Source organism: Micromonospora sp. NPDC048868 (assembly GCF_043198195.1).
GTDB lineage: Bacteria > Actinomycetota > Actinomycetes > Mycobacteriales > Micromonosporaceae > Micromonospora > Micromonospora reichwaldensis.
In genome coordinates this window covers 114,938-137,294 of record NZ_JBICUN010000011.1, presented here as the reverse complement: position 1 = coordinate 137,294, position 22,357 = coordinate 114,938, and the positions used below count along the sequence as shown (strand labels likewise).

At 75.6% G+C, this 22,357-nt stretch carries 5 protein-coding genes and 1 pseudogene; 5 read left to right on the top strand and 1 reads right to left on the bottom strand.

The annotated features are described in order from the left end of the window. Positions 1–37: 37 nt before the first annotated feature. The 5 genes and pseudogenes from ACGFNF_RS19320 to ACGFNF_RS19300 all read left to right on the top strand — a co-directional run bounded on the left by ACGFNF_RS19320 (position 38) and on the right by ACGFNF_RS19300 (position 18,878). Positions 38–9,544: a type I polyketide synthase gene (locus ACGFNF_RS19320; protein ID WP_393169488.1), complete on the top strand. Its 9,507-nt coding sequence runs from the start codon at positions 38–40 to the stop codon at positions 9,542–9,544. 25 nt (positions 9,545–9,569) lie between these two features. Continuing rightward, positions 9,570–15,047: pseudogene (locus tag ACGFNF_RS19315) on the top strand (type I polyketide synthase); the annotation flags it as partial. 87 nt (positions 15,048–15,134) lie between these two features. Beyond that, positions 15,135–16,187, top strand: coding sequence for an ABC transporter ATP-binding protein (locus tag ACGFNF_RS19310; protein WP_393169486.1), 1,053 nt, complete (start codon positions 15,135–15,137; stop codon positions 16,185–16,187). Continuing rightward, on the top strand, positions 16,184–17,023 hold the full coding sequence (locus ACGFNF_RS19305; protein ID WP_132240281.1) for an ABC transporter permease: 840 nt from the start codon (positions 16,184–16,186) through the stop codon (positions 17,021–17,023). The genes ACGFNF_RS19310 and ACGFNF_RS19305 overlap by 4 nt, the downstream gene beginning before the upstream one ends. A gap of 448 nt (positions 17,024–17,471) precedes the next feature. After that, positions 17,472–18,878 (top strand): glycosyltransferase, encoded by a 1,407-nt coding sequence (locus tag ACGFNF_RS19300; RefSeq protein WP_393169483.1) that lies wholly within the window; start codon positions 17,472–17,474, stop codon positions 18,876–18,878. Between the two features lie 67 nt (positions 18,879–18,945). On the opposite strand, the gene ACGFNF_RS19295 is transcribed toward ACGFNF_RS19300, so the two are convergent. Further along, positions 18,946–21,762 carry an AAA family ATPase gene (locus ACGFNF_RS19295; protein ID WP_393169481.1) on the bottom strand — a complete coding sequence of 939 codons (2,817 nt, stop codon included), beginning with the start codon at positions 21,760–21,762 and terminating at the stop codon, positions 18,946–18,948. Positions 21,763–22,357: the final 595 nt, after the last annotated feature.

Genomic DNA, 22,357 nt, shown 5'->3' with positions numbered 1-22,357 from the left:
AGCTCTCTCCCGTCCCTTTCGAGGAAGCGGCACTCCGATGGCCAACGAAGACAAGCTCCGCGATTACCTCAAGCGGGTCATGGCTGATCTCCACGACACCCGCCGCCGGCTCAGTGAGGCACAGTCCCAGGAACTGGAGCCGGTGGCGATCGTGGCGATGAGCTGCCGGTTGCCGGGCGGGGTGCGCAACCCCGACGACCTGTGGGAGCTGTTGCGGGACGGCCGGGACGCGGTCACCCCCTTCCCCGACGACCGGGGCTGGGACCTGGAGCGCCTCTACCACCCCGACCCCGACCACCCGGGCACCTCGTACGCCCGGGAGGGCGGGTTCGTCGACGGGGCCGGGGACTTCGACTCCGCCTTCTTCGGCATCTCGCCCCGCGAGGCGCTGACCATGGACCCCCAGCAGCGGTTGCTGCTGGAGACGTCCTGGGAGGCGGTCGAGGCCGCCGGGATCGACCCGGCCTCGCTGCGCGGCAGCCGGACCGGGGTGTTCGTCGGCACCAACGGGCAGGACTACGGGACCCTGCTGATGATGTCGCCCGACGGCGACGAGGGGCACTCGATGACCGGGGGCGCGGCGGCCGTCGCGTCGGGCCGGGTGTCGTACACCCTCGGGCTCGAAGGGCCGGCCGTCTCCATCGACACGGCCTGCTCGTCGTCGCTTGTGGCACTGCACCTCGCGGTGCAGGCGCTGCGGGCGGGGGAGTGCGACCTGGCGCTGGCCGGCGGCGTGACCCTGATGGCCACCCCGGGCCTCTACATCGGATCCAGCCGGCAGCGCGCCCTCTCCACGGACGGGCGGTGCAGGTCGTTCGCCGCCAGCGCCGACGGCGCCGGGTTCTCCGAGGGCGTCGGCTGGCTGCTGGTCGAGCGGCTGTCGGACGCCCGCCGCAACGGACACCACGTCCTCGCGGTGGTCCGCGGCACCGCCGTCAACCAGGACGGCGCGTCGAACGGGCTGACCGCCCCGAACGGGCCGGCGCAGCAGCGGGTGATCAGCCAGGCCCTCGCCTCCGCCCGGCTCTCCACCGCCGACGTCGACGTCGTGGAGGCGCACGGCACCGGCACCAAGCTGGGCGACCCGATCGAGGCGCAGGCGCTCATCGCCACGTACGGGCAGGACCGGGGGGACGCCCCGCCGCTGCTGCTCGGCTCGGTGAAGTCGAACATCGGCCACGCCCAGGCCGCCGCCGGCGTGGCCGGGGTGATCAAGCTGGTGCTCGCCATCCGGCACGGCGTCGTCCCGGCGACGCTGCACGTCGACGCCCCGTCCCCGCACATCGACTGGACGGCCGGCGCGGTGGAACTGGCCACCGAGGCCCGGCCGTGGCCCGAGACGGGCCGGGCGCGGCGGGGCGCCGTCTCCTCGTTCGGCATCTCCGGCACCAACGCCCACGTGATCATCGAGCAGCCGGACGAGTCGGCCGAGGAGCGCCGCGCCGAATCCGCCCCCGGGCTGGTCGCGGCCGACGCGCTCCTCTGGCCGGTGTCGGCCCGGTCGAAGGCCGCCCTGGCCGGGCAGGCCGCGCGGCTCGCGTCGCACCTGCGCCAGCGCGACGGGCTGGAGCCGGCCGCGGTGGGCTGGTCCCTGGCGGCCACCCGGTCGACGTTCGACCACCGCGCCGCCGTGGTCGGCTCGACCGCCGACGAGCTGCTGGCGGGGCTGGACGCGGTCGCGGCCGGCCTGCCCGCCGGGAACGTCGTCAGCGGTGTGGCGTCGGGCCCCGGCGCGGGCCCGGTGTTCGTCTTCCCCGGTCAGGGCGCGCAGTCGGCGCGGATGGCCGCCGGCCTCGTCGGCCGGACGCCGGTGTTCGATGCGAAGCTCGCCGAGTGCCAGCGGGCCCTCGACCCGTATCTCGCCGTCGACGTGGTGTCGGTGCTGACCGGCGACGACGAGTCGTGGCTGGAGCGGGTCGAGGTCGTGCAGCCGGTGCTGTGGGCCGTCGGCATGGCGCTCGCCGCCGTGTGGCAGCACGCCGGGGTCACCCCGGCCGCGGTGATCGGCCACTCGCAGGGCGAGATCGGCGCGGCCTGCGTCGCCGGCATCCTCAGCCTCGAGGACGCCGCGAAGGCGGTGGCGCTGCGTTCCCGCGCCCTGACCGTGCTGCGCGGCACCGGCACGATGGCGTCGGTGGACCTGTCGGCCGACGCGGTCGCCGAGCGGCTGCCGGCCTTCCCCGGCGTCGGGGTGGCGGCGGTCAACGGCCCGTCCACCGTCGTGGTCTCCGGCCCGCCGCAGCACGTCGCCGACCTGGTGCAGGCGTGCCAGGCCCAGGGGGTCCGGGCCCGGTTGATCCCCGTGGACTACGCGTCGCACTCGCCCGCCGTGCAGGAGGTCGCCGAGCAGTTGCGCGCCGACCTGGCCGACGTGACGCCGCAGGTCGGCCACACCCGCCTGGTCTCCACCCTCACCGGGGACTGGGTCGACCCGATCTCCATGGGCGCGGACTACTGGTACGACAACCTGCGCCGGACGGTGCTCTTCGACACGGCGGTGCGGGTGGCCGTCGCCGCCGGGCACACCACGTTCGTGGAGATCAGCCCGCACCCGGTGCTGACGATGCCGGTCACGGCGATCCTCGACGACACCGGAGTCACCGGCCACACCCTGGGCAGCCTGCGCCGCGACGACGACGACGCGACCCGGCTGCTGACCAACCTCGCCGCGGCACACGCCATCGGCCTGCCCGTCGACCTGACGAAGGTCCTGCCCGCCGCGCCCACCGTCGACCTGCCCACGTACGCCTTCGACCACCACCGGTACTGGCCCGCCCCGCCGGCCTTCCTCGCCGCGCCCGACGGCGAGCCGGACCTCGACCGGTGGCGCTACCGGGTCACCTGGCAGGCCGTGCCCGACCTGCCGCTGACCTGGCTCGCCGGCACCTGGCTCGTCCCGGTGCCCGCGGCGCTGGCCGGGGACCCCCTGGTCGCCGACGTGCTGTCGGCGCTCGGCAACTTCGGCGCGGACGTCGTACCCGTGGAACTGGACGCCACCGACGACCCGGCGGCGCTGGCCGAACCGCTGCGCGCCGCGCTCGCCGGCCCGGACGGACCCGTCGCCGTGCTCTCCCTGCTGGGCCTGGACGAGCGGGCGCACCCGGAGCACCCGGCGACCTCGCTGGCCGTCTCGGGCACCGCCCTGCTGGTGCAGGCGCTCGGGACGCTCGGCGTCGAGGCGCCGCTGTGGTGCGCGACCCGGGGAGCCGTCGCGGTCAGCGCCGACGACCCGGCACCGAGCCCCGTCGCCGCCGCCGTCTGGGGGCTCGGCCGCGCGGTCGCCCTCGAACACCCCGCCCGCTGGGGCGGCCTGCTCGACCTGCCGCACACCCTCGACGCGCAGGCCGGCGCCCTGCTCTGCGCGGCGCTCGGCGCCGGCGGCGAGGACCCGTTCGGCGGTGGCGCCGACCAGTTCGGCGACGACGACGGCGCGGAGCAGTTCGGCGGCGACGAGGACCAGCTCGCCGTGCGCGAGTCCGGGGTCTTCGTCCGCCGGCTCACCCGGCTCACCGAACCCGAGCCGGCCGCGTCCGGCGACGCCGTCGACGACACCTGGCGGATGCGCGGCACCGTGCTGATCACCGGCGGCACCGGCGGGCTGGGCGGGCACCTGGCCCGCTGGGCGGCCCGCTCCGGCGCCGCGCACGTCCTGCTGGCCAGCCGGCGTGGCCCGGACGCCCCGGGCGCCGCCGAACTGGAGGCGGAGCTGACCGGCCTCGGCGTACGGGTCACCGTGGCCCGCTGCGACGTCGCCGACCGGGCGCAGGTGGCCGACCTGCTGGCCGCCGTCCCCGCCGACGCCCCGGTGACCGCCGTGCTGCACACCGCCGCCGTCCTCGACGACGGGATCGTCGACACCGTCACCCCGCAGCGCCTGCACACCGTCGCCGCACCCAAGTGCGCTGCCGCCGTCCACCTGGACGAGCTGACCCGCGACCTCGACCTCGACGCCTTCGTGCTGTTCTCCTCGGTCGCCGGCACCACCGGCAACGCCGGGCAGGGCGCGTACGGCGCGGCGAACGCGTTCCTCGACGCCCTCGCCGAGCGGCGCCGGGCCGAGGGCTTGCCCGCCCTCTCGGTGGCCTGGGGCGCGTGGAGCGGGGCCGGCCTGCCCGCCGACAACGAACGCGCCCAGCAGCGACTGCGCCGGGGCGGCATGCTCGGCATGGACCCGGACCTGGCCGTCGAGGCCCTCGCCCGGGCGCTGCGGCGCGGCGAGACCACGACCCTGATCGCCGACATCGACTGGGCCCGCTTCGCCCCCGCGTTCACCCTGGTCCGGCCCAGCCCGCTGATCGGCGACCTCGAAGAGGTGCGCGAGGCGACGCGGCCGGCCCCGCAGGAGGCCGCCGAGGAGGCGACGGACGTACCGTCGGCCCTGGCGCGGCGGCTCGCCGGGCTCGCCGCGACGGAGCGCGCCGCGACGCTGCTGGAGCTGGTCCGCCAGTGCGCGGCGACCGCGCTCGGCTACGGCGCGGCCGACGACATCCCGGCCACCCTGCCCTTCCGCGACCTCGGCCTGGACTCGCTGACCGCCGTGGACATGCGCAACTTCCTGGCCACCGCCACCGACCTGCGGCTGCCCGCGACGCTCGCCTTCGACTACCCGAACCCGACGGCGCTCGCCGCGCACCTCGACGAACTGCTCACCGGGGCCGCCCCGGACGTGGCCACCCCCGCCCCGGCCGCGCCGGCCGACGACGACGAGCCGATCGCCATCGTGGCGATGAGCTGCCGCCTGCCCGGCGGGGCGGACACCCCGGAGCAGCTGTGGCAGCTCCTCGCAGGCGGCGGCGACGCGATCGGCGAGTTCCCCACCGACCGGGGCTGGGACCTCGACCGGCTCTTCGACTCCGACCCGGAGAAGGAGGGCACCAGCTACGCCCGCGAGGGCGGATTCGTCACCGGGGCCGCCGACTTCGACGCCGGCTTCTTCGGCATCAGCCCCCGCGAGGCCCTGGCCATGGACCCGCAGCAGCGGCTCCTGCTGGAGGCGTCCTGGGAGGCGATCGAGCGGGCCGGGATCGACCCGCACGCGCTGCGCGGCAGCCCCACCGGCGTCTTCGTCGGCACCAACTACCAGGACTACCGGAACCTGATGTTCAGCGCCGAGGGCGCCGAGGGGCACCTGATGACCGGCAACGCCGGCAGCGTGCTCTCCGGCCGGGTGTCGTACACCCTCGGGCTGGAGGGGCCCGCCGTCTCGGTCGACACCGCCTGCTCGTCGTCGCTGGTCGCGCTGCACTGGGCCTGCCAGGCGCTGCGCCGCTCGGAGTGCTCCCTCGCCCTCGTCGGCGGCGTCACCGTCATGTCCACCCCCGGGGTGTTCGTCGGCTTCAGCCGGCAGCGGGGGCTCGCCCCGGACAGCCGGGTCAAGGCGTTCGCCTCCGCCGCCGACGGCACCAGCTGGGGCGAGGGCCTCGGCCTGCTGCTCGTCGAGCGGCTCTCCGACGCCCGCCGCAACGGCCACCCCGTGCTCGCCGTGATCCGGGGCAGCGCCGTCAACCAGGACGGCGCCTCCAACGGCCTGACCGCCCCGAACGGGCCGTCGCAGCAGCGGGTGATCCGGCAGGCGCTCGCCAACGCCGGCCTCACCCCGGCCGACGTGGACGCCGTCGAGGCGCACGGCACCGGCACGAAGCTCGGCGACCCCATCGAGGCGCAGGCCCTGCTCGCCACGTACGGCCAGCGGCCCGCCGACCAGCCGCTCTGGCTCGGCTCGATCAAGTCCAACATCGGGCACACACAGGCCGCCGCCGGCGTCGCCGGGATCATCAAGATGGTGCTGGCGCTGCGGCACGGCTACCTGCCGCAGACCCTGCACGTCGACGAGCCGACCGACCAGGTGGACTGGTCCGTCGGCGCGGTCGAGCTGCTCGGCGAGGGCCGCCCGTGGCCGGTCACCGACCACCCGCGCCGCGCGGCCGTCTCCTCGTTCGGCATCAGCGGCACCAACGCGCACACCATCCTGGAGCAGGCCCCGGAGCCGTCCGTCGTCGAGCCGCCGACGGGGGAGCCGGCCGGGCTGCCGGTGGTGCCGGTGCTGCTGTCGGGACGTACGGCGGTCGCGCTGGCCGCCCAGGCGGACCGCTGGGCCGAGCAGCTCACCGGGCTGGAGGCCCCCCGGACGGTCGACGTGGGCTGGTCGTCGGCGGTCTCCCGGGCCACCCTGGAGCACCGGGCCGTCGTGCTGGCCACCGACCGGATCGCGCTGGGCGCCGGGCTGCGCGCCCTCGGCGCCGGTGAGGACTCGCCGCTGGTGGTCACCGGCGTGGCCGCGTCCCGGCCGAAGGTGGCGTACCTGTTCTCCGGGCAGGGGGCGCAGCGGGCCGGGATGGGTCGCGAGCTGGCCGAGGCGTTCCCGGTCTTCGCCGCCGCGCTCGACGAGGCCTGCGCCGCACTCGACCCGCACCTGCCCCGCCCGCTGAAGCCGCTGCTCTTCGCCGAGCCCGACACCGGAGAGGCCGAGGCGCTGGACCGGACCGAGTTCACCCAGCCGGCGCTCTTCGCCGTGGAGGTGGCGCTGTTCCGGCTGTTCGAGGCGTGGGGGGTGCGCCCCGACGCGGTCGCCGGGCACTCCATCGGCGAGTTCGCCGCCGCCCACGCCGCCGGGGTGCTCTCCCTGGCCGACGCCGCCGAGCTGGTCGCCGCCCGGGGCCGGCTGATGCAGGCGCTGCCGGCCGGCGGGGCGATGCTAGCCATCGCCGCCACCGAGGCCGAGGTGACCGCCGGGCTCGGCGACCGCGCCGACCGGGTCTCCGTCGCCGCCGTCAACGGTCCCGCCGCCGTCGTGGTGTCCGGGGCCGGCGACGCCGTCGAGGAGCTGGCCGCCGAGTGGACCGCGCGGGGCGTCCGGATCCGGCGGCTGACGGTCAGCCACGCGTTCCACAGCCCGCTGATGGAACCGGTGCTCGACGACCTCGCCGCCGTCGCCGGACGGCTGCGGTACCAGGACCCGACCATCCCGATGATCTCCACCGTCACCGGCGCGCCGGTCGACGCGGCGGAGATCGGCACGCCGGAGTACTGGGTGCGGCACGCCCGCGACGCCGTGCGCTTCGGCGACGCCGTCGCGGCGCTGCGGGAGCGCAACGTCACCGGCTACGTCGAGATCGGCCCGGACGGGGTGCTCACCGCCCTCGCCCAGGCCGTCCTGGCCGGGGGCGCCCCGACCGGCGGCCGGGCCCCGCTGGTCGTGCCGGCCCTGCGCCGGGACCGCCCCGAGCCGACCACCCTGCTGCGGGCGGTCGCCGCGCTGCACACCCACGGCGTCTCCCCGGACTGGTTCGCCCTCTACGCGGGCACCGGCGCGCAGCGCGTCGACCTGCCCACCTACACGTTCGACCGGCAGCGCTACTGGCCGGAGCCGCCGCCGTGGGCCAGCCTGGCGGCCGAGGACGACCGCACCGACGTCGAGCGCCGCTTCTGGGCGGCCGTCGAGGCCGAGGACCTCGAGTCGCTGGCCCGCGACCTGGACGTCGACCGCGACCAGCCGTTCGGGACGGTGCTGCCCGCGCTCTCCGCCTGGCGGCGGCGCGGCCGGGAACGGTCCCTGGTCGACGGCAGCCGGTACCGGGTCGTCTGGGAGCCCATCGAGGAGACCCCGCAGGAGCAGGACCCGGGCCGCTGGCTGGTGCTGCTGCCCGCCGACCGGGCCGACGACCCCGACCTGAACTCCTGCACCTGGGCCCTGGGCACCGACGTGACGATCGTGCCCGTGGACACCGGCGCCGACCCCGACGAGCTGTGCGGCGGGTTCGCCGACGTGCTCACCGAGGCACTCGGCGAGGACGGGGGGCCGCTGTCGATCCTCTCCTTCCTCGGCCTGGACGACGCCCCGCACGCCGAGCACCCGGCGCTGCCGCGTGGCCTCGCCGCGACCGTGCACCTGCTCCAGCAGCTCGTCGACCTCGACGCCCCGGCCCGGCTCTGGTCCGTGACCCAGGGTGCCGTCGGGGTCGGCGACGGCGACGTCCCGGCCAACCCGCGGCAGGCGATGCTGTGGGGCCTGGGCCGGGTGGCCGCGCTGGAACAGCCCGCCCGCTGGGCCGGTCTGGTCGACCTGCCCACCGACCTCGAGCCCTGGACGGCGATGCGGCTCGGCGGCATCCTCACCGGCGGCGGCGTGGAGGACCAACTCGCCGTCCGCGAGTCCGGGGTGCTGGTGCGGCGGCTCGTCCCGGCCGTCACCGACGGGGAGCCCGCGCCGTGGCAGCCCCGGGGCACGGTCCTGATCACCGGCGGCACCGGCGCGCTCGGCGGGCACGTGGCCCGCTGGGTGGCCGGCGCCGGCGCGGAACGGGTGGTGCTGACCAGCCGGCGCGGCACCGACACCCCCGGCGCCGCCGAGCTGCTCGCCGAGCTGACCGGCCTCGGGGTGGACTGCCGGGTCGCCCGCTGCGACGCCGCCGACCGGAACGCGGTGGCCGAGCTCCTGGCCGACCTCGGGCGGGAGGGACCGCCGCTGCGCGCGGTGGTGCACGCCGCGGGCGTCAGCGAGGTGGTGCCGCTGGCCGACACCACCCTGGAGGACCTGGCGTACGTCATCGCCCCGAAGCTGTCCGGCGCCGAGCACCTCGACGAGCTGCTCGACGGCGTCGACCTGGACGCGTTCGTGCTCTTCTCGTCCATCTCGGCGGTGTGGGGCAGCGGCGGGCAGGGCGCGTACGCGGCCGGCAACGCCTACCTGGACGCGCTCGCCGAGCGGCGCCGCGGCCGGGGCCTGGCGGCCACCTCCGTCGCCTGGGGGCCGTGGACCGAGTCCGGCATGTACACCGAGGGGGCGGCGGAGCAGCTGCTCCGCCGCGGCCTGCGGGTGATGCCGCCCGGCGTGGCGATGGCCGGGCTGCGGCACGCCCTGGCCGCCGGCGACACCTGCGTCACCGTCGCCGACGTCGACTGGGCCACCTTCGCGCCGCTGTTCACCTCGCTGCGGCCCAGCCCGCTGCTGGCCGACCTGCCGGCCGTACGCGAGCTGGCCGTCACCCCCGCCGACGCGCCGGACGCCACCGCGCCCGTCGCGCGGGACCTGCTCGCCGAGTTGCGGGCGCTGCCCGGCGACGAGCGGCGGGCCGCGCTGCTGGAGATGGTGCGCGTCGACGCGGCGAAGGTGCTCGGCCACTCCTCCGGCGACGTGATCGAGACGGACCGGGGCTTCCTGGACCTCGGCTTCGACTCGCTCACCGCCGTGGAGCTGCGCAACCTGCTCACCGCGGCCACCGGGCACGACCTGCCCACCACTGTGGTCTTCGACTATCCGACGCCGGCCGGCCTGGCCGACCACCTGTACGAGGAGCTCTTCGCCGACGGCGACGGGGAGTTCGGCGAGGCCGGCGACGAGGAGTCGGTCCGCCGGGCCCTCGCCGCGATCCCGCTGGACGAGCTGCGGCGGACGGGTCTGCTCGACCAGCTGCTCCAGCTGGCCCGCACGAGCGCCGGTCCGCCGGCCGTGGCGTCCGCCGCCCCGGCCGCGCCCGAGGCGCAGATCCACGAACTCGACGTCGCCGGCCTGGTCCGGATGGCCCTGGAAGGCTCCGACTCGTGATCCGGCCGGCCCTGAGGAGCCCCCGATGAGTGTTTCACTGGACGAGGTCGTCGGCGCGCTGCGCGCGTCCCTGCTCGACAACCAGAAGCTCAAGCAGCAGAACCAGCAGCTCACCGCCGCGCTCAGCGAGCCGGTGGCGATCATCGGCATGAGCTGCCGGTTCCCCGGCGGCGTCGGGTCGCCGGAGCAGTTGTGGGACCTGGTGGCCGACGGCACCGACGCGATGTCGGCGTTCCCCGACGACCGGGGCTGGGACCTGGGGGCGCTCTACGACCCCGATCCCGACCCGGACAGCCGGGGCACGTCGTACGTGCGGGAGGGCGGGTTCCTCTACTCCGCCGGGGACTTCGACCCCGCCTTCTTCGGCATCAGTCCCCGCGAGGCCCTCGCGATGGACCCGCAGCAGAGGCTGCTGCTGGAGACCGCCTGGGAGGCGTTCGAGCGGGCCGGCATCGACCCGACCACGCTGCGCGGCGCGCCCACCGGCGTGTACGCGGCGACCAGCAGCCAGGGCGACTACGCCGCGCTGCTCACCGGGGTCAGCGGCGGCGTCGAGGGCTACCTCGGCACCGGTAGCGCCGCCGCCGTGGCCAGCGGCCGGATCTCGTACGCCCTGGGACTGGAGGGGCCGGCGGTCACCGTCGACACCGCCTGCAGCTCGTCCCTGGTCGCGCTGCACCTCGCCTGCCAGGCGCTGCGGCTGGGGGAGTGCACCATGGCGCTGGTCGGCGGGGTGTCGGTGATGGCCACCCCGACCGTCTTCGTCGAGTTCTCCCGCCAGCGCGGCCTGTCCACCGACGGCCGGTGCAAGTCGTTCGCCGCCGCCGCCGACGGCACCGGCTGGTCCGAGGGGGCCGGCATGCTGCTTGTCGAGCGGCTCTCCGACGCCCGCCGCAACGGCCACCCGATCCTCGCCGTGGTGCGCGGCAGCGCGGTCAACCAGGACGGGGCGAGCAGCGGGCTGACCGCCCCGAACGGCCCGTCCCAGCGGCGGGTGATCCGGCAGGCCCTGACCAACGCGGGGCTGACCGCCGACCAGGTGGACGTCGTCGAGGCGCACGGCACCGGCACGACGCTCGGCGACCCGATCGAGGCGCAGGCGTTGCTGGCCACGTACGGGAAGGACCGCCGCGCCGACCGGCCGTTGTGGCTGGGGTCGGTGAAGTCGAACATCGGGCACACCCAGGCCGCCGCGGGCGTCGCCGGGGTGATGAAGATGGTCCTGGCGATGCGGCACGGGGTGCTGCCGCCCACCCTGCACGTGGACGAGCCCACCCCGCACGTCGACTGGTCGGCCGGGGCGGTGTCCCTGCTGACCGGGGCGGAGCCCTGGCCGGAGACCGGGCAGCCGCGCCGGGCCGGGGTCTCCGCGTTCGGGATCAGCGGCACCAACGCGCACGTCATCATCGAGCAGGCCGCCGAAGCGGACACCGACGACGCCCGCCCGGCCGGTACGCCCGCCCCGCCGACCCCCTGGATCGTCTCCGCCCGCTCCGCGCCGGCCCTGGCCGGGCAGGCCCGGCGGCTGCTGGACCACCTGGCCGACCACCCCGACCTGGCCCCGGCCGACGTGGCGTACTCGCTTGTCACCACCCGCGCGGCGCTGCCGCACCGGGCAGCGGTGATCGGCGAGGACCGCGACGCGCTGCTGGCCGGCCTGCGCGCGGTCGCCGAGGAGCGCAACACGTCCGGCGTGGTACGCGGCGTGGCCCGCCCGGCCGGCAAGGTCGCCTTCCTCTTCACCGGCCAGGGCGCCCAGCGCCTCGGCATGGGCGCCGAGCTGTGCCGCCGGTTCCCGGTGTTCGCCGCCGCCTTCGACGAGGTGGCCGGGGAACTGGACCGGCACCTGAGCCGGCCGCTGCGGGAGGTGGTCTTCGCCGATCCCGACTCGCCCGAGGCGGCGCTGCTGGACCGTACCGAGTTCACCCAGCCGGCACTGTTCGCCTACGAGGTCGCCGCCTACCGGCTGGTCACGGCGTGGGGGCTGCGCCCGCAGCACCTGCTCGGCCACTCGGTCGGCGAGCTGGCCGCGGCGCACGTCGCCGGCGTGCTGTCGCTGGCCGACGCCGCGGCCCTGGTGGCCGCCCGGGGCCGGCTGATGCAGCAGCTGCCGGCTGGCGGGGCGATGCTGGCGGTGCGGGCGTCGGAGGCCGACGTGACCCCGCTGCTCGACGAGCGGGTGTCGCTGGCCGCCGTGAACGGCCCCCGGTCGGTGGTGCTCTCCGGCGACGAGGAGGCTGTGCTCGCGGCCGGTGCGCGGCTGGCCGCCGAGGGCCGGCGGTCCCGCCGGCTGCGGGTCAGCCACGCCTTCCACTCGGCCCGGATGGACGCCATGCTGGCCGACTTCCGGGTCGTCGCGGAGAAGGTCACCTGGCATCCGCCGACCCTGCCTGTCGTCTCCGACCGCACCGGCGAGCCGCTCACCGCCGCCCAGGCCACCGACCCGGGCTACTGGGTCGACCACGTCCGGGACACCGTCCGCTTCCACGAGGGCGTCGCCACCCTGGCCGCCGCCGGCGTGGGGACCTTCCTGGAGCTCGGCCCCGACGGCGCCCTGACCGCGCTGGCCCGCGAGTGCCTGCCCGACGTCGAGCCGGCGGCCTTCGTGCCGCTCGGCCGCCGGGACCAGCCCGAGCCGGCCAGCCTGCTCGCCGCGCTCGCCGCCGTCGACCTGCGCGGCGCCGGGGTGGACTGGCCGGCCCTCTTCGCCGGCAGCGACGCCGCGCGCGTCGAGCTGCCCACCTACGCCTTCCACCACGAGCGGTACTGGCCGGATCCGCCCGCCGTCGACCTCCGTCAGCCCGCCGCGCCGAGCGACGACGAGGAGTTCTGGGCCGCCGTGACCCAGGACCGGCCGGCCGTGCTGGCCGCCGCGCTCGGCCTGGACGCCGACCGGCAGGAGGCGCTCGCCGAGCTGCTGCCCGCCCTGGCGTCCTACCGGGACCGGCGGCGCCGCGGTTCCGCCCTGGACGGCCTGCGGTACCGCGCCGACTGGGTCCGCGTCGCCGCGCCCTCCGGCACCGCGACGACCGGCGGCTGCCTGGTGGTGGCCGGGACGTGGACCGACGCCACGGGCGTGCTGGCCGCACTGCGCGCCGAGGGACTGGACCCGGTGCTCGTGACCGTGGGCGACGACCCGGACGAGATCGCCCGGGCCGTCGCGCACGCCGGAGGCAGCCCGTCGGTCGTGGTCTCGCTGCTGGCGACGGAGGCCACGGGGACGGTCGCGCTGGCCGGGACCGCCGCGCTCGTCCGGGCCCTCGCCGGCACCGGGGGCAACGCGCCGGTGTGGACCGTGACCCGGGGCGCGGTGGCCGTCGACGCCGACGATGCCGCGCCCGGCGTCGCCGGCGCGTACCTCTGGGGCCTGGGTCGGGTGCTGGCGTTGGAACAGCCGCGCCTCTGGGGCGGGCTGGTCGACCTGCCGGCGGAGCCGGACGACGCCGCGCTCGCCGCGCTCGCCCGGCTCGTCGCGGCCGGCGGCGACGAGGACCAGCTGGCGGTGCGTTCCGGCGGGGTGTACGCGCGGCGGCTGTCGCGCGCCCCGGCCGGCACCGCCGCCGACGCCGACTGGCGGCCCCGGGGCGGGGTCCTGGTGCACGGGGCCGCGGCGGTGCGCACCCCGCACCTGCTGCGGTGGCTCGCCGACCGCGGCGCCACCCATCTCGTCCTCGCCGGTCCCGGGGTGCCCGCCGGCACGATCGGCCGGGACGTCGCCGTCACCGTCGTCGACGACCTCGACGGGCTGCCCGAGGCGCTGGACCGGCTGGCCGACGCCGGGACCGTGGTCCGCACCGTCCTGCACGTCGCCGACTCCGACGGGGCCGGCGAACCGGTCGCGGCGCTGGATCCGCGCGAGCTGGCCCACGCCGTGGCCGCCCGTACCGCCGGGGTGGAGCTGCTCGACCGGGCCTGCGCCGGGCGGCCCATCGACGAGTTCGTGGTCTTCACCTCCACCGCCGCCGTCTGGGGCAGCGGGGGAGCGGCAGTCGCCGCCGCCGCCGGCGCCGGGCTGGAGGCGCTGGCCGCCGGCCTGCGCGCCGCCGGCCGCCCGGCCACCGTCGTCGCGTGGGTGCCCTGGGCCGACGAGGTCACCGACCCGGCACAGCTGCGCCGCCGGGGGGTCCGTCCGCTCCCCGCCGAACTGGCCGTGTCCGCGTTGCAGCAGGCCGTGGGCCGCGGCGACGACCAGCTCGCGGTCGCCGACCTCGACTGGCCGGCGTTCGTGCCGGCCTTCACCGCCGTACGGCCCGCACCGCTGCTACGCGGCGTGCCCGAGGCGGCGGCAGTTGCCGACCGGGACGCCGGCCCCGCTGGCGAGGCGACCGACCCCGCCCTGGCCTTCCGGGACCGGCTGGCCGGCACCCCGGCCGGCGATCGGCACGGAATCCTGCTGGATCTGGTCCGCGCGCGCGTGGCCACGGTGCTCGGGCACGCCTCGCCCGGGGCGGTCGAGGCCGACCGGGACTTCCTGGAGCTCGGCTTCGACTCGCTGACCGCACTGGAGCTGCGCGACGCGCTGTGCCAGGAGACCGGGGCGGAGCTGTCGGCCACCCTGCTCTTCGACCATCCCACCCCTACGGCGCTCGCCCGCCACCTGCTCGGTCAGCTCGGCGGCGCGGACGCGGCCGGGGACGGCGCGGACGACGCCGGGGGACCGGCCGCGGAGAGTTCCGGCGGCGGACTGCTCGGCGGGCTGTTCAACCAGCCGAAGGCGCGCGAGGATCCCGCCGGGTACGCCGAACTCCTGGTCAAGCTCGCGCAGTTCCGCCCCAGCTTCAGCGAGCCGGCGCAGCTCACCCGCCCGGCCGGCATCCTCCGGCTGGCCGAGGGCAGCGCCGCGGCGCAGCTGGTGTGCTGCTGCACCATGTCCCTGCTCTCCGGCGCCCACGAGTACGCCCGGCTGGCCGCCGGCTTCCGGGGGGTGCGCAACGTCTGGGCCCTGCCCAACCCCGGGTTCGGCGTGGGCGAGGAGCTGCCCGCCGACCTCGACGCCCTGCTGCGGGTGCACGCCGACACGGTGCTGCGCGCCGTCGGCGCCGGCCCGTTCGTGCTGGCCGGTCACTCGGGTGGCGCGATGGTGGCCAACCTGCTCGCCGGTGAGCTGGAACGTCAGGGCCGCTCGCCGGACGCGGTGGTGCTGATGGACACCTACCCGGCCAACAGCGAGGTGCTCGGCGGGTGGGTGCCGCAGCTGCTCGACGGGATGATCGACCGGGAGACCGCGTACACGCCGATGGACGACTGGCGGACGACCGCGTGGGCCGGCTACCTGCCTCTGTTCCTGGACTGGCAGCCGATCGAGATGGCGGTGCCGACCCTGCTGGTCCGGGCCAGCGAGCCGTTGGGGGAGTGGAACGGCGAGGAGGACGGCTGGCGGTCCCGCTGGCCCTACCCGCACGAGGTGGCGGACGCGGCCGGTGACCACTTCAGCATGGTCGCCGACCGGGGGCCGGAACTCGCCGGCACGCTCCAGCGGTGGCTGGCCGCGCGGGGCCTGTGACCGTTCCCGCCCCTGGCGTGCCCCTAGCGCCCCCTATCGGCGCACACACATCTATCGAACCGACGTTGCAGGACGGAGCATGACGACGTGGACGAGGCAGTGGTGGTCACGGAGCTGGTCAAGCGGTACCAGCCCAACATGCCACCGGCGGTGGACGGGCTGAGTTTCTCCGTCGCCGCCGGTGAGGTCTTCGGCCTGCTCGGGCCGAACGGGGCGGGCAAGACGACGACGATCGGGGTGCTGACCACTCGGGTGCGGGCCACCTCGGGCCGGGCCCGGGTGTGCGGCGCGGACGTGATCGGCGCGCCCGCTGTCGCGCGGCAGTTGCTGGCGGTCGTACCGCAGCGGGTGAACCTGGACCGGGCGTTGACCGTCCGGCAGAACCTGCTGTTCCACGCGGCGTACCACCGCGTGCCCCGGGCGGAGCGCATCCGGCGGGCGGACGAGCTGCTGGACCAGATGGGGCTCAAGGACTTCGCGAACCACCGTACCGACTTCCTGTCCGGCGGCCTCGCCCAGCGCACGATGATCGCCCGCGCGCTGATGCACTCGCCCCGGGTGCTCTTCCTCGACGAGCCGTCCGCGGGCCTCGACCCCCAGTCCCGGCTCTTCGTGCACGACCGGGTCGCCGAGCTGAAGCGGTCCGGGGTGACCGTGGTGGTCACCACGCACGACATGGACGAGGCGGAGAAGCTCTGCGACCGGGTCGGCATCGTCGACCACGGCAAGCTGCTCACCCTGGACACCCCGTCCGCGCTGACCCGTACGCTGCCGGGCAGCAGCACCCTGACCCTCGTGGTGACCCCCGGTGCCCCCGCCGAGCAGGTGCGGGCCGCGCTCGACGCGATCCCGGACGTGGAGCAGGTGGAACACTTCAAGGTGACCGCCCCGGCGCCCGTCGCCGCGCCGGCGTTCCCGGGCATGCCGGCGATGCCGATGCCCGCGCCGGCCCCCGACGCCCCCGTCGACCCGGACGCCCCGCTCTCCTTCCGGGTCTACACCAGCGGCCAGCCGGCCAACGCCATCCCGATGGCGATGAAGATCCTCGCCGACCTGGGCTGCGAGGTCCGTGACCTGAACATCGGCCAGCCCAGCCTGGAAGATGTCTTCATCCACCTGACCGGAAGGGAACTTCGGTGAGCGTCGCCGCCCCCGCCCCCCCGTCCGCGCCGTCGCCGGCCTCGTCGCCGCCGCCGGTGCGCGCGCTGGACCAGTTCGCCACGTTCCGGGCGGTGCTCTCGCGGGACCTGTTCGTCACCGGCCGGGAGCTGGTCGGCTTCCTGCTCCAGGTCTTCATCCAGCCGCTGTTCATGCTGCTGATCTTCGGCAAGGTGCTCAGCGACCTGGGCTACGCCAGCGACGACTTCTCCAACGTGCTGCTGCCCGGCGTCATCGCGCTGAACGCCTTCCTGATCGGCCTGGAGAACACCGCGCTGCCGATGATGATGGACTTCTCCTTCACCCGGGAGATCGAGGACCGTCTCCTGTCGCCCATGGCGATTCCGCTGGTGGCCCTGGAGAAGATCGTCTTCGGTGGCATCCGCGGCCTGATCGCCGGTGTGGTGCTGATCCCGGTCGGCATGCTCATGCTCGGTGTCACCTGGCCCTGGGCGGTCGTGCTCAAGGTGGTCGGGGTGTTGGCGATCGGCGCGCTGGTCGGTGCGGCGGTGGGCCTCGCCTTCGGCACGCTGGTGCCGACGCAGCACATCCAGATCATGTTCACCGTGGTGATGACCCCGATCATGTTCACCGGCGCGACCCAGTTCCCGCTGCTGGGCCTGGACTCGCTGCGCTGGTACCAGGTGATCTGCTCGCTGAACCCGCTCACCTACATCAGCGAGGCGACCCGGTCGCTCGTCGGCCCGCCGGGGGTCGAGTCGCTGCCGCTGTGGCTGTGCATGTGCGTGCTCACCGGGGTCTTCGTGGTGTTCTCGATGATCGGCATGCGTGGCTTCATGCGCCGCGCCGTGGACTAGCCGAACCGCGGTCGCGGACCGCGCGGCCCCGGCAGGGGCGCGCCGGCCCGGCGATCCCCGTCCCCGTTTCCCGTACCACCTCGACGCCGATGGCCCGAGCCGCTTCCGCGGCCCGGGCCATCGGCGTCGGTGGTTCTACCCCATAGGCGGGCACGAATGTCGACATGGTAGGTTAGTCCGAAATAATCGGCACGTAACCCGCCTCTCCAGCGAGCGTTGCCATGCCAGCCGTGGCAGTCTGAGCAGAGGGCGCCAGCTCGAGGTCCCGGCTGTTCCGGAGTGCCAGCCCTTTCGACCCGAGCTTCGCCGCACGTTGCTGCATCGATGTGTATCGATGTCGATCCGCCGCCGACCGAACGGCTCCACGAACAGCCCGCCGGCGCGGCGTACTCCAGGGTCGGACGGCGCGGGTCGCCGCACAGGCGGAAAGGAGTGACGGACGGTGGACATGACCGGAAACGACCGTGACCGGGCGGTACTCGTCGTCGCCTACAACAGCGCGGGGATGTTCAACCCGCTGCTCAACATCGCGGGCGAGTTGAAGGCCCGGGGCGTCGGGAACATCTGGTTCGCATCGACCGAGGACCGCCGGGCAGACGTCGAGGGACTGCGCGGGCCGGGCGAGGTCTCGTTCGTCTCGCTCGGCCCGGCCCGGCCGCAGTCGTCACCGGACACCTGGGACGACGCGACGTACCGGCTGCTGACCACCGGCGACCGGGCGACCAGCTTCGCCCGGTACCTCGACGTCAGCACCGACTACGACCACGTGCGGCAGCTCCACCGGCGCTGCCTCCAGGTCATCGACGAGGTCGGGCCGGTGGTGGCCGTGGTCGACAGCCTCGCCAGCTGGGCGATGGACGCGGCGCAGACCCGGCAGCTGCCCTTCGTGGTCAGCATCTCGCTGCCGCCGTCCAACTTCTTCCAGGAGCAGCTGCCGACGCGCTACCCCGCCCCGTTCTCGGGGCTGCCGGAGCGGATGACGCCCCGGCAGCAGGCGGCCAACGTCGGCTTCCGCAACCGGCTGGTGCGGGCGCTGATGGAGCCGGAGCGGCTGCGGCGCAGCCTCGCCGCCGTGGCCGCCCGGAAGGCGGCCGGCATCCACAACCCGGAGATGCGCCCGGCCGGCTACGTCGAGGCCGCCGAGGCGCTCATGGCGTACACGGTGTTCGGCTTCGAGTACCCCTTCGCGACCGCCCCGGAGAAGCTGCGGATGCTCGGTCCCGTCGTGCCCCGGGAACTGCCGCCGGCCGACGGCGACGACGAACTGACCCGATGGCTCGACGCGCACCCCTCGGTGGTCTACGTCGGCTTCGGCACCATCATGCGACTGTCGCGCGGCCAGGTGGACGCGATCGTCGAGATCGCCGACCGGCTCGGGCCCGAGCACGCCGTGCTGTGGAAGGTGCCCGCGCGCCAGCAGCACCTCCTCCCGCCAACGCGGCGGCTGCCGGGCAACCTGCGGGTGGAGGCGTGGGTGCCGTCGCAGCACCGGGTGCTGGCCCACCCGCACGTGCGGGTCTTCTTCAACCACGGCGCCGCCAACGCCATCCACGAGGCGGTCCACTTCGCCGTGCCGCAGCTGGTGATGCCGTTCTGGCTGGACTGCCCCGACGGGGCGGTGCGCGCGGTCGACAGCGGGGTGGCCCTGTCCGTCGAGCGCGCCGACTCGCCGGACGTCGAGGACGTCCTCGCCAAGCTCGGGCGGCTGCTGGGCGAGGAGACGTTCCGGGTGCGGGCGCAGTTGTGGAGCCGGCGGATGCGCCAGGCCGGCGGGGTCACCGCCGCCGCCGACCTCGTGCTGGAACACCGCGACGAGGCGGCGGCCCATCGTACCGTCGGGCTGGCCGTCGGCTGACTTCCCGGTCGTCGTACGCGCCGCAGGGGCGCGGTGGGCCACACCCACCGCGCCCCTGCGACGTCGGTCAGGACGCGGCGCCCTGGGTCTCGTCAGCCAGCGCCTCCGCGTACGCGACGAGCCGGGACGGCAGGTCCGTGCGCCGCTTGACGTCGAGCTTGCGGTAGACCCGGGTCAGGTGCTGCTCCACCGTGCTCACGGTGATGAAGAGCTTGCTGGAGATCTGCCGGTTGGTGTGCCCCTGGGCGGCCAGCGCGGCGACCCGGCGCTCGGCGTCGCTCAGCCCGTCGTCCGGCTCCTGCAACTCGGCGGCGGCCGGGTACGCCGGCAGCCCGCTGCCCGGCTCCCGACGGATCAGCCGCTGGGCCAGCACCGACGCGCCGCAGTCCTGGGCGAGCTGGTAGGCGCGGCGGACGAGCAGTCGGGCGCGGGCGGAGTCCCCGGCACGTTGGAGCGTCTGGCCGGTGTCGCCGAGGGCCCGGACGAGTTCCAGCCGGTCGCCGCTGGACTGGAGCAGGTTGACCGCTTCGGAGAGCAGCTTGCGCCGGTGGTCCTGGGCGGCGGTGGTGGCGAGCAGCCGGAGCGTACGACCCCGGGTGCGGTCGTCGACCCCGTGCGGCACCCGCAGCTGTTCCTGGAGAAGCTGCGTGGCCTGCGCCTTGTTGCCGACGCTGAGCTGCACCCGGGCCAGCTCCAGCCGCCACGGCACCAGCCCGGCCGCGTCGATGCCCCAGGCGCGCATCAGCTCGCCGCACCGGCGCAGGTCGGTGGTGGCGGCGTGTGGCCGGCGTACGGCCAGGTGGTGCCGGGCCCGGGCGGCCAGGTAGTGCAGGCCCAGCGGGGTGCGGAACATGCCGGGCGGGACGGGGTGGGCGAGCCACCGTTCGGCCTCGGAGAACCGGCCCGACTCGGTCGCGCAGGCGACCAACGTGGCCAGGGGACCGGCGATGGCCACCCCCCAGGCCGGGGCGGGCATGTCCTCCAGGGCCGCCCGCGCGTGGTGCTCCGCGCCGGGCAGGTCGCCGACGCGCAACGCCGCCTCCGCCCGGACCGCCCGGATGACGGCCCGCCACACCGGGGCGTGCTGGGCCACCGGCCGGCCGAGCAGCACGTCTCCCCAGGCCGCGGCCCGGTCGGACCGACCCGCCCAGAGCAGCGCCAGCAGGGGAGCGGTCAGCAGACCCAGCGCGCCGTCGTCCGTGTGGTGGCGCTGGAGAAGCTGCTCCGCGGTTGCCACGGTGTCGTTGTCCGCGGCCGGCGTCAGCGCGGTGCCGAGCACCGTCACCGCCTGGAGCAGCGGGCTGATCGTGGTCGGCGCGCTCGCCGCCCGGCTCCAGGCGCTCGGGGTCTCCCGCACGGTGGCCAGGTGCTCCGGGTGGGAGAGGGAGACCAGCAGCTGCATCATCCGCAGGCGACCGGCCGTGCCGGCCGAGCCGTGCTCCTCGTCCGTCGGGAAGGCGCTGACCGCCTCGGTGGCCTCGTCCACCCGGCCCTGCCAGAGCAGGTAGGGCACGGCGGACAGGCCCGCGTCGGTGGACCACCCGGCGGCCCGCGCCGTCTCCACCAGCTCGGTCAGCTGCCCGTTCACGGCCAGCGGGTTGATCTGCCAGCGGGCGTTCACCAGCATCTCGGTGGTGGCGGTCCGCTGCTGCGCGTCGACCGGGGCGCGGGAGACCAGGCGCAGGCACGCGGCGGCCACGTCGGGCCGGCCCGACGCCAGCGCGTGGCCGGCGGCGTCCTGGAGCACCGGCACCACCCAGGGCGCGCTCGCCGAGCCGGCGGCCACCAGGTGCTCGGCGACCACGCTCGGCTCGGCGCCGTGGTCGTGCAGCACCTCGGCGGCGCGCTGGTGCAGGCTCCGCCGTTCGTCGGCCGACATGTCGCCAAGGATCGACCGCAGGATGCGCGGGTGGCGCAGCTGGTCGCCCTCCATCAGGCCCGAGGTGCGCAGCACCCGTACCGCCGGGGCCGTCGACTCGGGCACCACGTCGAGGAGGTGGCCGAGCAGTTCGGTCGTCGCGGGCCGGTTGAGCACCGCCAGCGCCTGCGCCACCCGGCGCACCCCCGGCTCGTGCCGGTAGAGGCAACCGAGCACCGCCTGGTCGAACGCGTCGCCGACCGGCGGGCCGTACTCGTCGTTCGTCTCCGCGCCGGCCCGCTCCTCGAGCAGCGCCCGGGTGAGCAGCGGATTGCCGCCGGTCATGCGGACGCAGCGTTCCGCCGTCCGCCGGGCGTCGGCGTTGTCGGCCTCGCCGCCGACCAGCCGGGCGACGGCGTCGACGGTCAGCGGCGGCAGGCCGATCCGGGAGAAGTGCGGCTGGCTGAGCAGCTCGGCGCGGAACAGCGGGTGCGGCGGGCGCAGCGTCGAGGCCTCCGCGAGCACGACCATGATCCGGGCGTGGCGCAGCCGGCGGGTCACGTAGAGCAGGCAGTGCAGCGAGGCCGGGTCCGCGTGGTGCACGTCGTCGACGACGAGGACCAGGGGGCCGGCGGCGGTCAGGTCGAGCAGGGCGGCGAAGAGACCGTGCAGCAGGGGGGCCCAGGCCCGGTCGCCGTCGGCCGCCTCAGCGCCGGGCTCGGGCAGCGGTACGGCGAAGGTGGCGTCCCGCATCAGCTTCTCGACCCGGGCCGCGGCCTCCGGCGTGAGCCGTGCACTGTGGAACAGCTGCCCGACCACTCCCAGGTGGAGCCCGCGCTCGGCCCGGGAGCCGGCGGCGCTCATCACCTGCCCGCCGGCGCCCGCCGCCCACTCGCTGAACGACTCCAGCAGGCTCGTCTTGCCGCTGCCCACGGCGCCGGTGACCAGCGCGACGTGTCCGCGCTGCTGGTCCTCACAAGCCTGGAACGCGTGCCGGAGACGGGTCGTCTGCTCCTCTTGCTGCACCAACACCAACGTGTCAGCCCTTCTCCTACGCGGCGCGGGACCGGGAACCCCGGTGTTGCCGACGCCGCCTCCCCCTTGCCGGACAGCCGCCCCTCCACCCGCGTCTTCCGGGTAGGGGTGGAGCGCACCGGGCCGCCGTGCCGGGTGGACCTGGAAATCCTTCGCCGGACCGGGGTTCTCGCCGTACGGTCCGGGTGCTCAGGGGAGTCTGGCACCGGCGTGGGTGTGCGACAACGGGCGCGAGACCCCATCGTTTCGCGCACAAACGTGCGGCCCTGAAACACATATAGGGGTTGCGCTAAGCGCGATGAAGGGGTGTCGGACTCGACCCGGTGGGGGAGATGGCGACACGGTGAGTGGCTGGTGTCGGGTGTGCGGCTTGATGGTGTCACATCGGCCTTCGCGACGCACGCCCGATTGCACGCTCAGTGCTGGGGTGCGGACACCCGGCGACGGTCGGCGCAGGTGGCGGCCGAGGCCAACCCTCCACAGTCGACTGAAAAGACCGGCGGAAGCCGGGGCGAACGGCGGCGGACGGCCGGCGGCGGCCCACGCCGGAGGGAGGTGTGAGGAAAGGGCCCTTGCTAAACGCTAT

Bases quoted from the DNA above. Each gene is read 5' to 3' on its own strand.
- ACGFNF_RS19320 (WP_393169488.1), top strand. From the start codon at position 38: ATGGCCAACGAAGACAAGCTCCGCGATTACCTCAAGCGGGTCATGGCT.
- ACGFNF_RS19300 (WP_393169483.1), top strand. From the start codon at position 17,472: ATGACCGGAAACGACCGTGACCGGGCGGTACTCGTCGTCGCCTACAAC.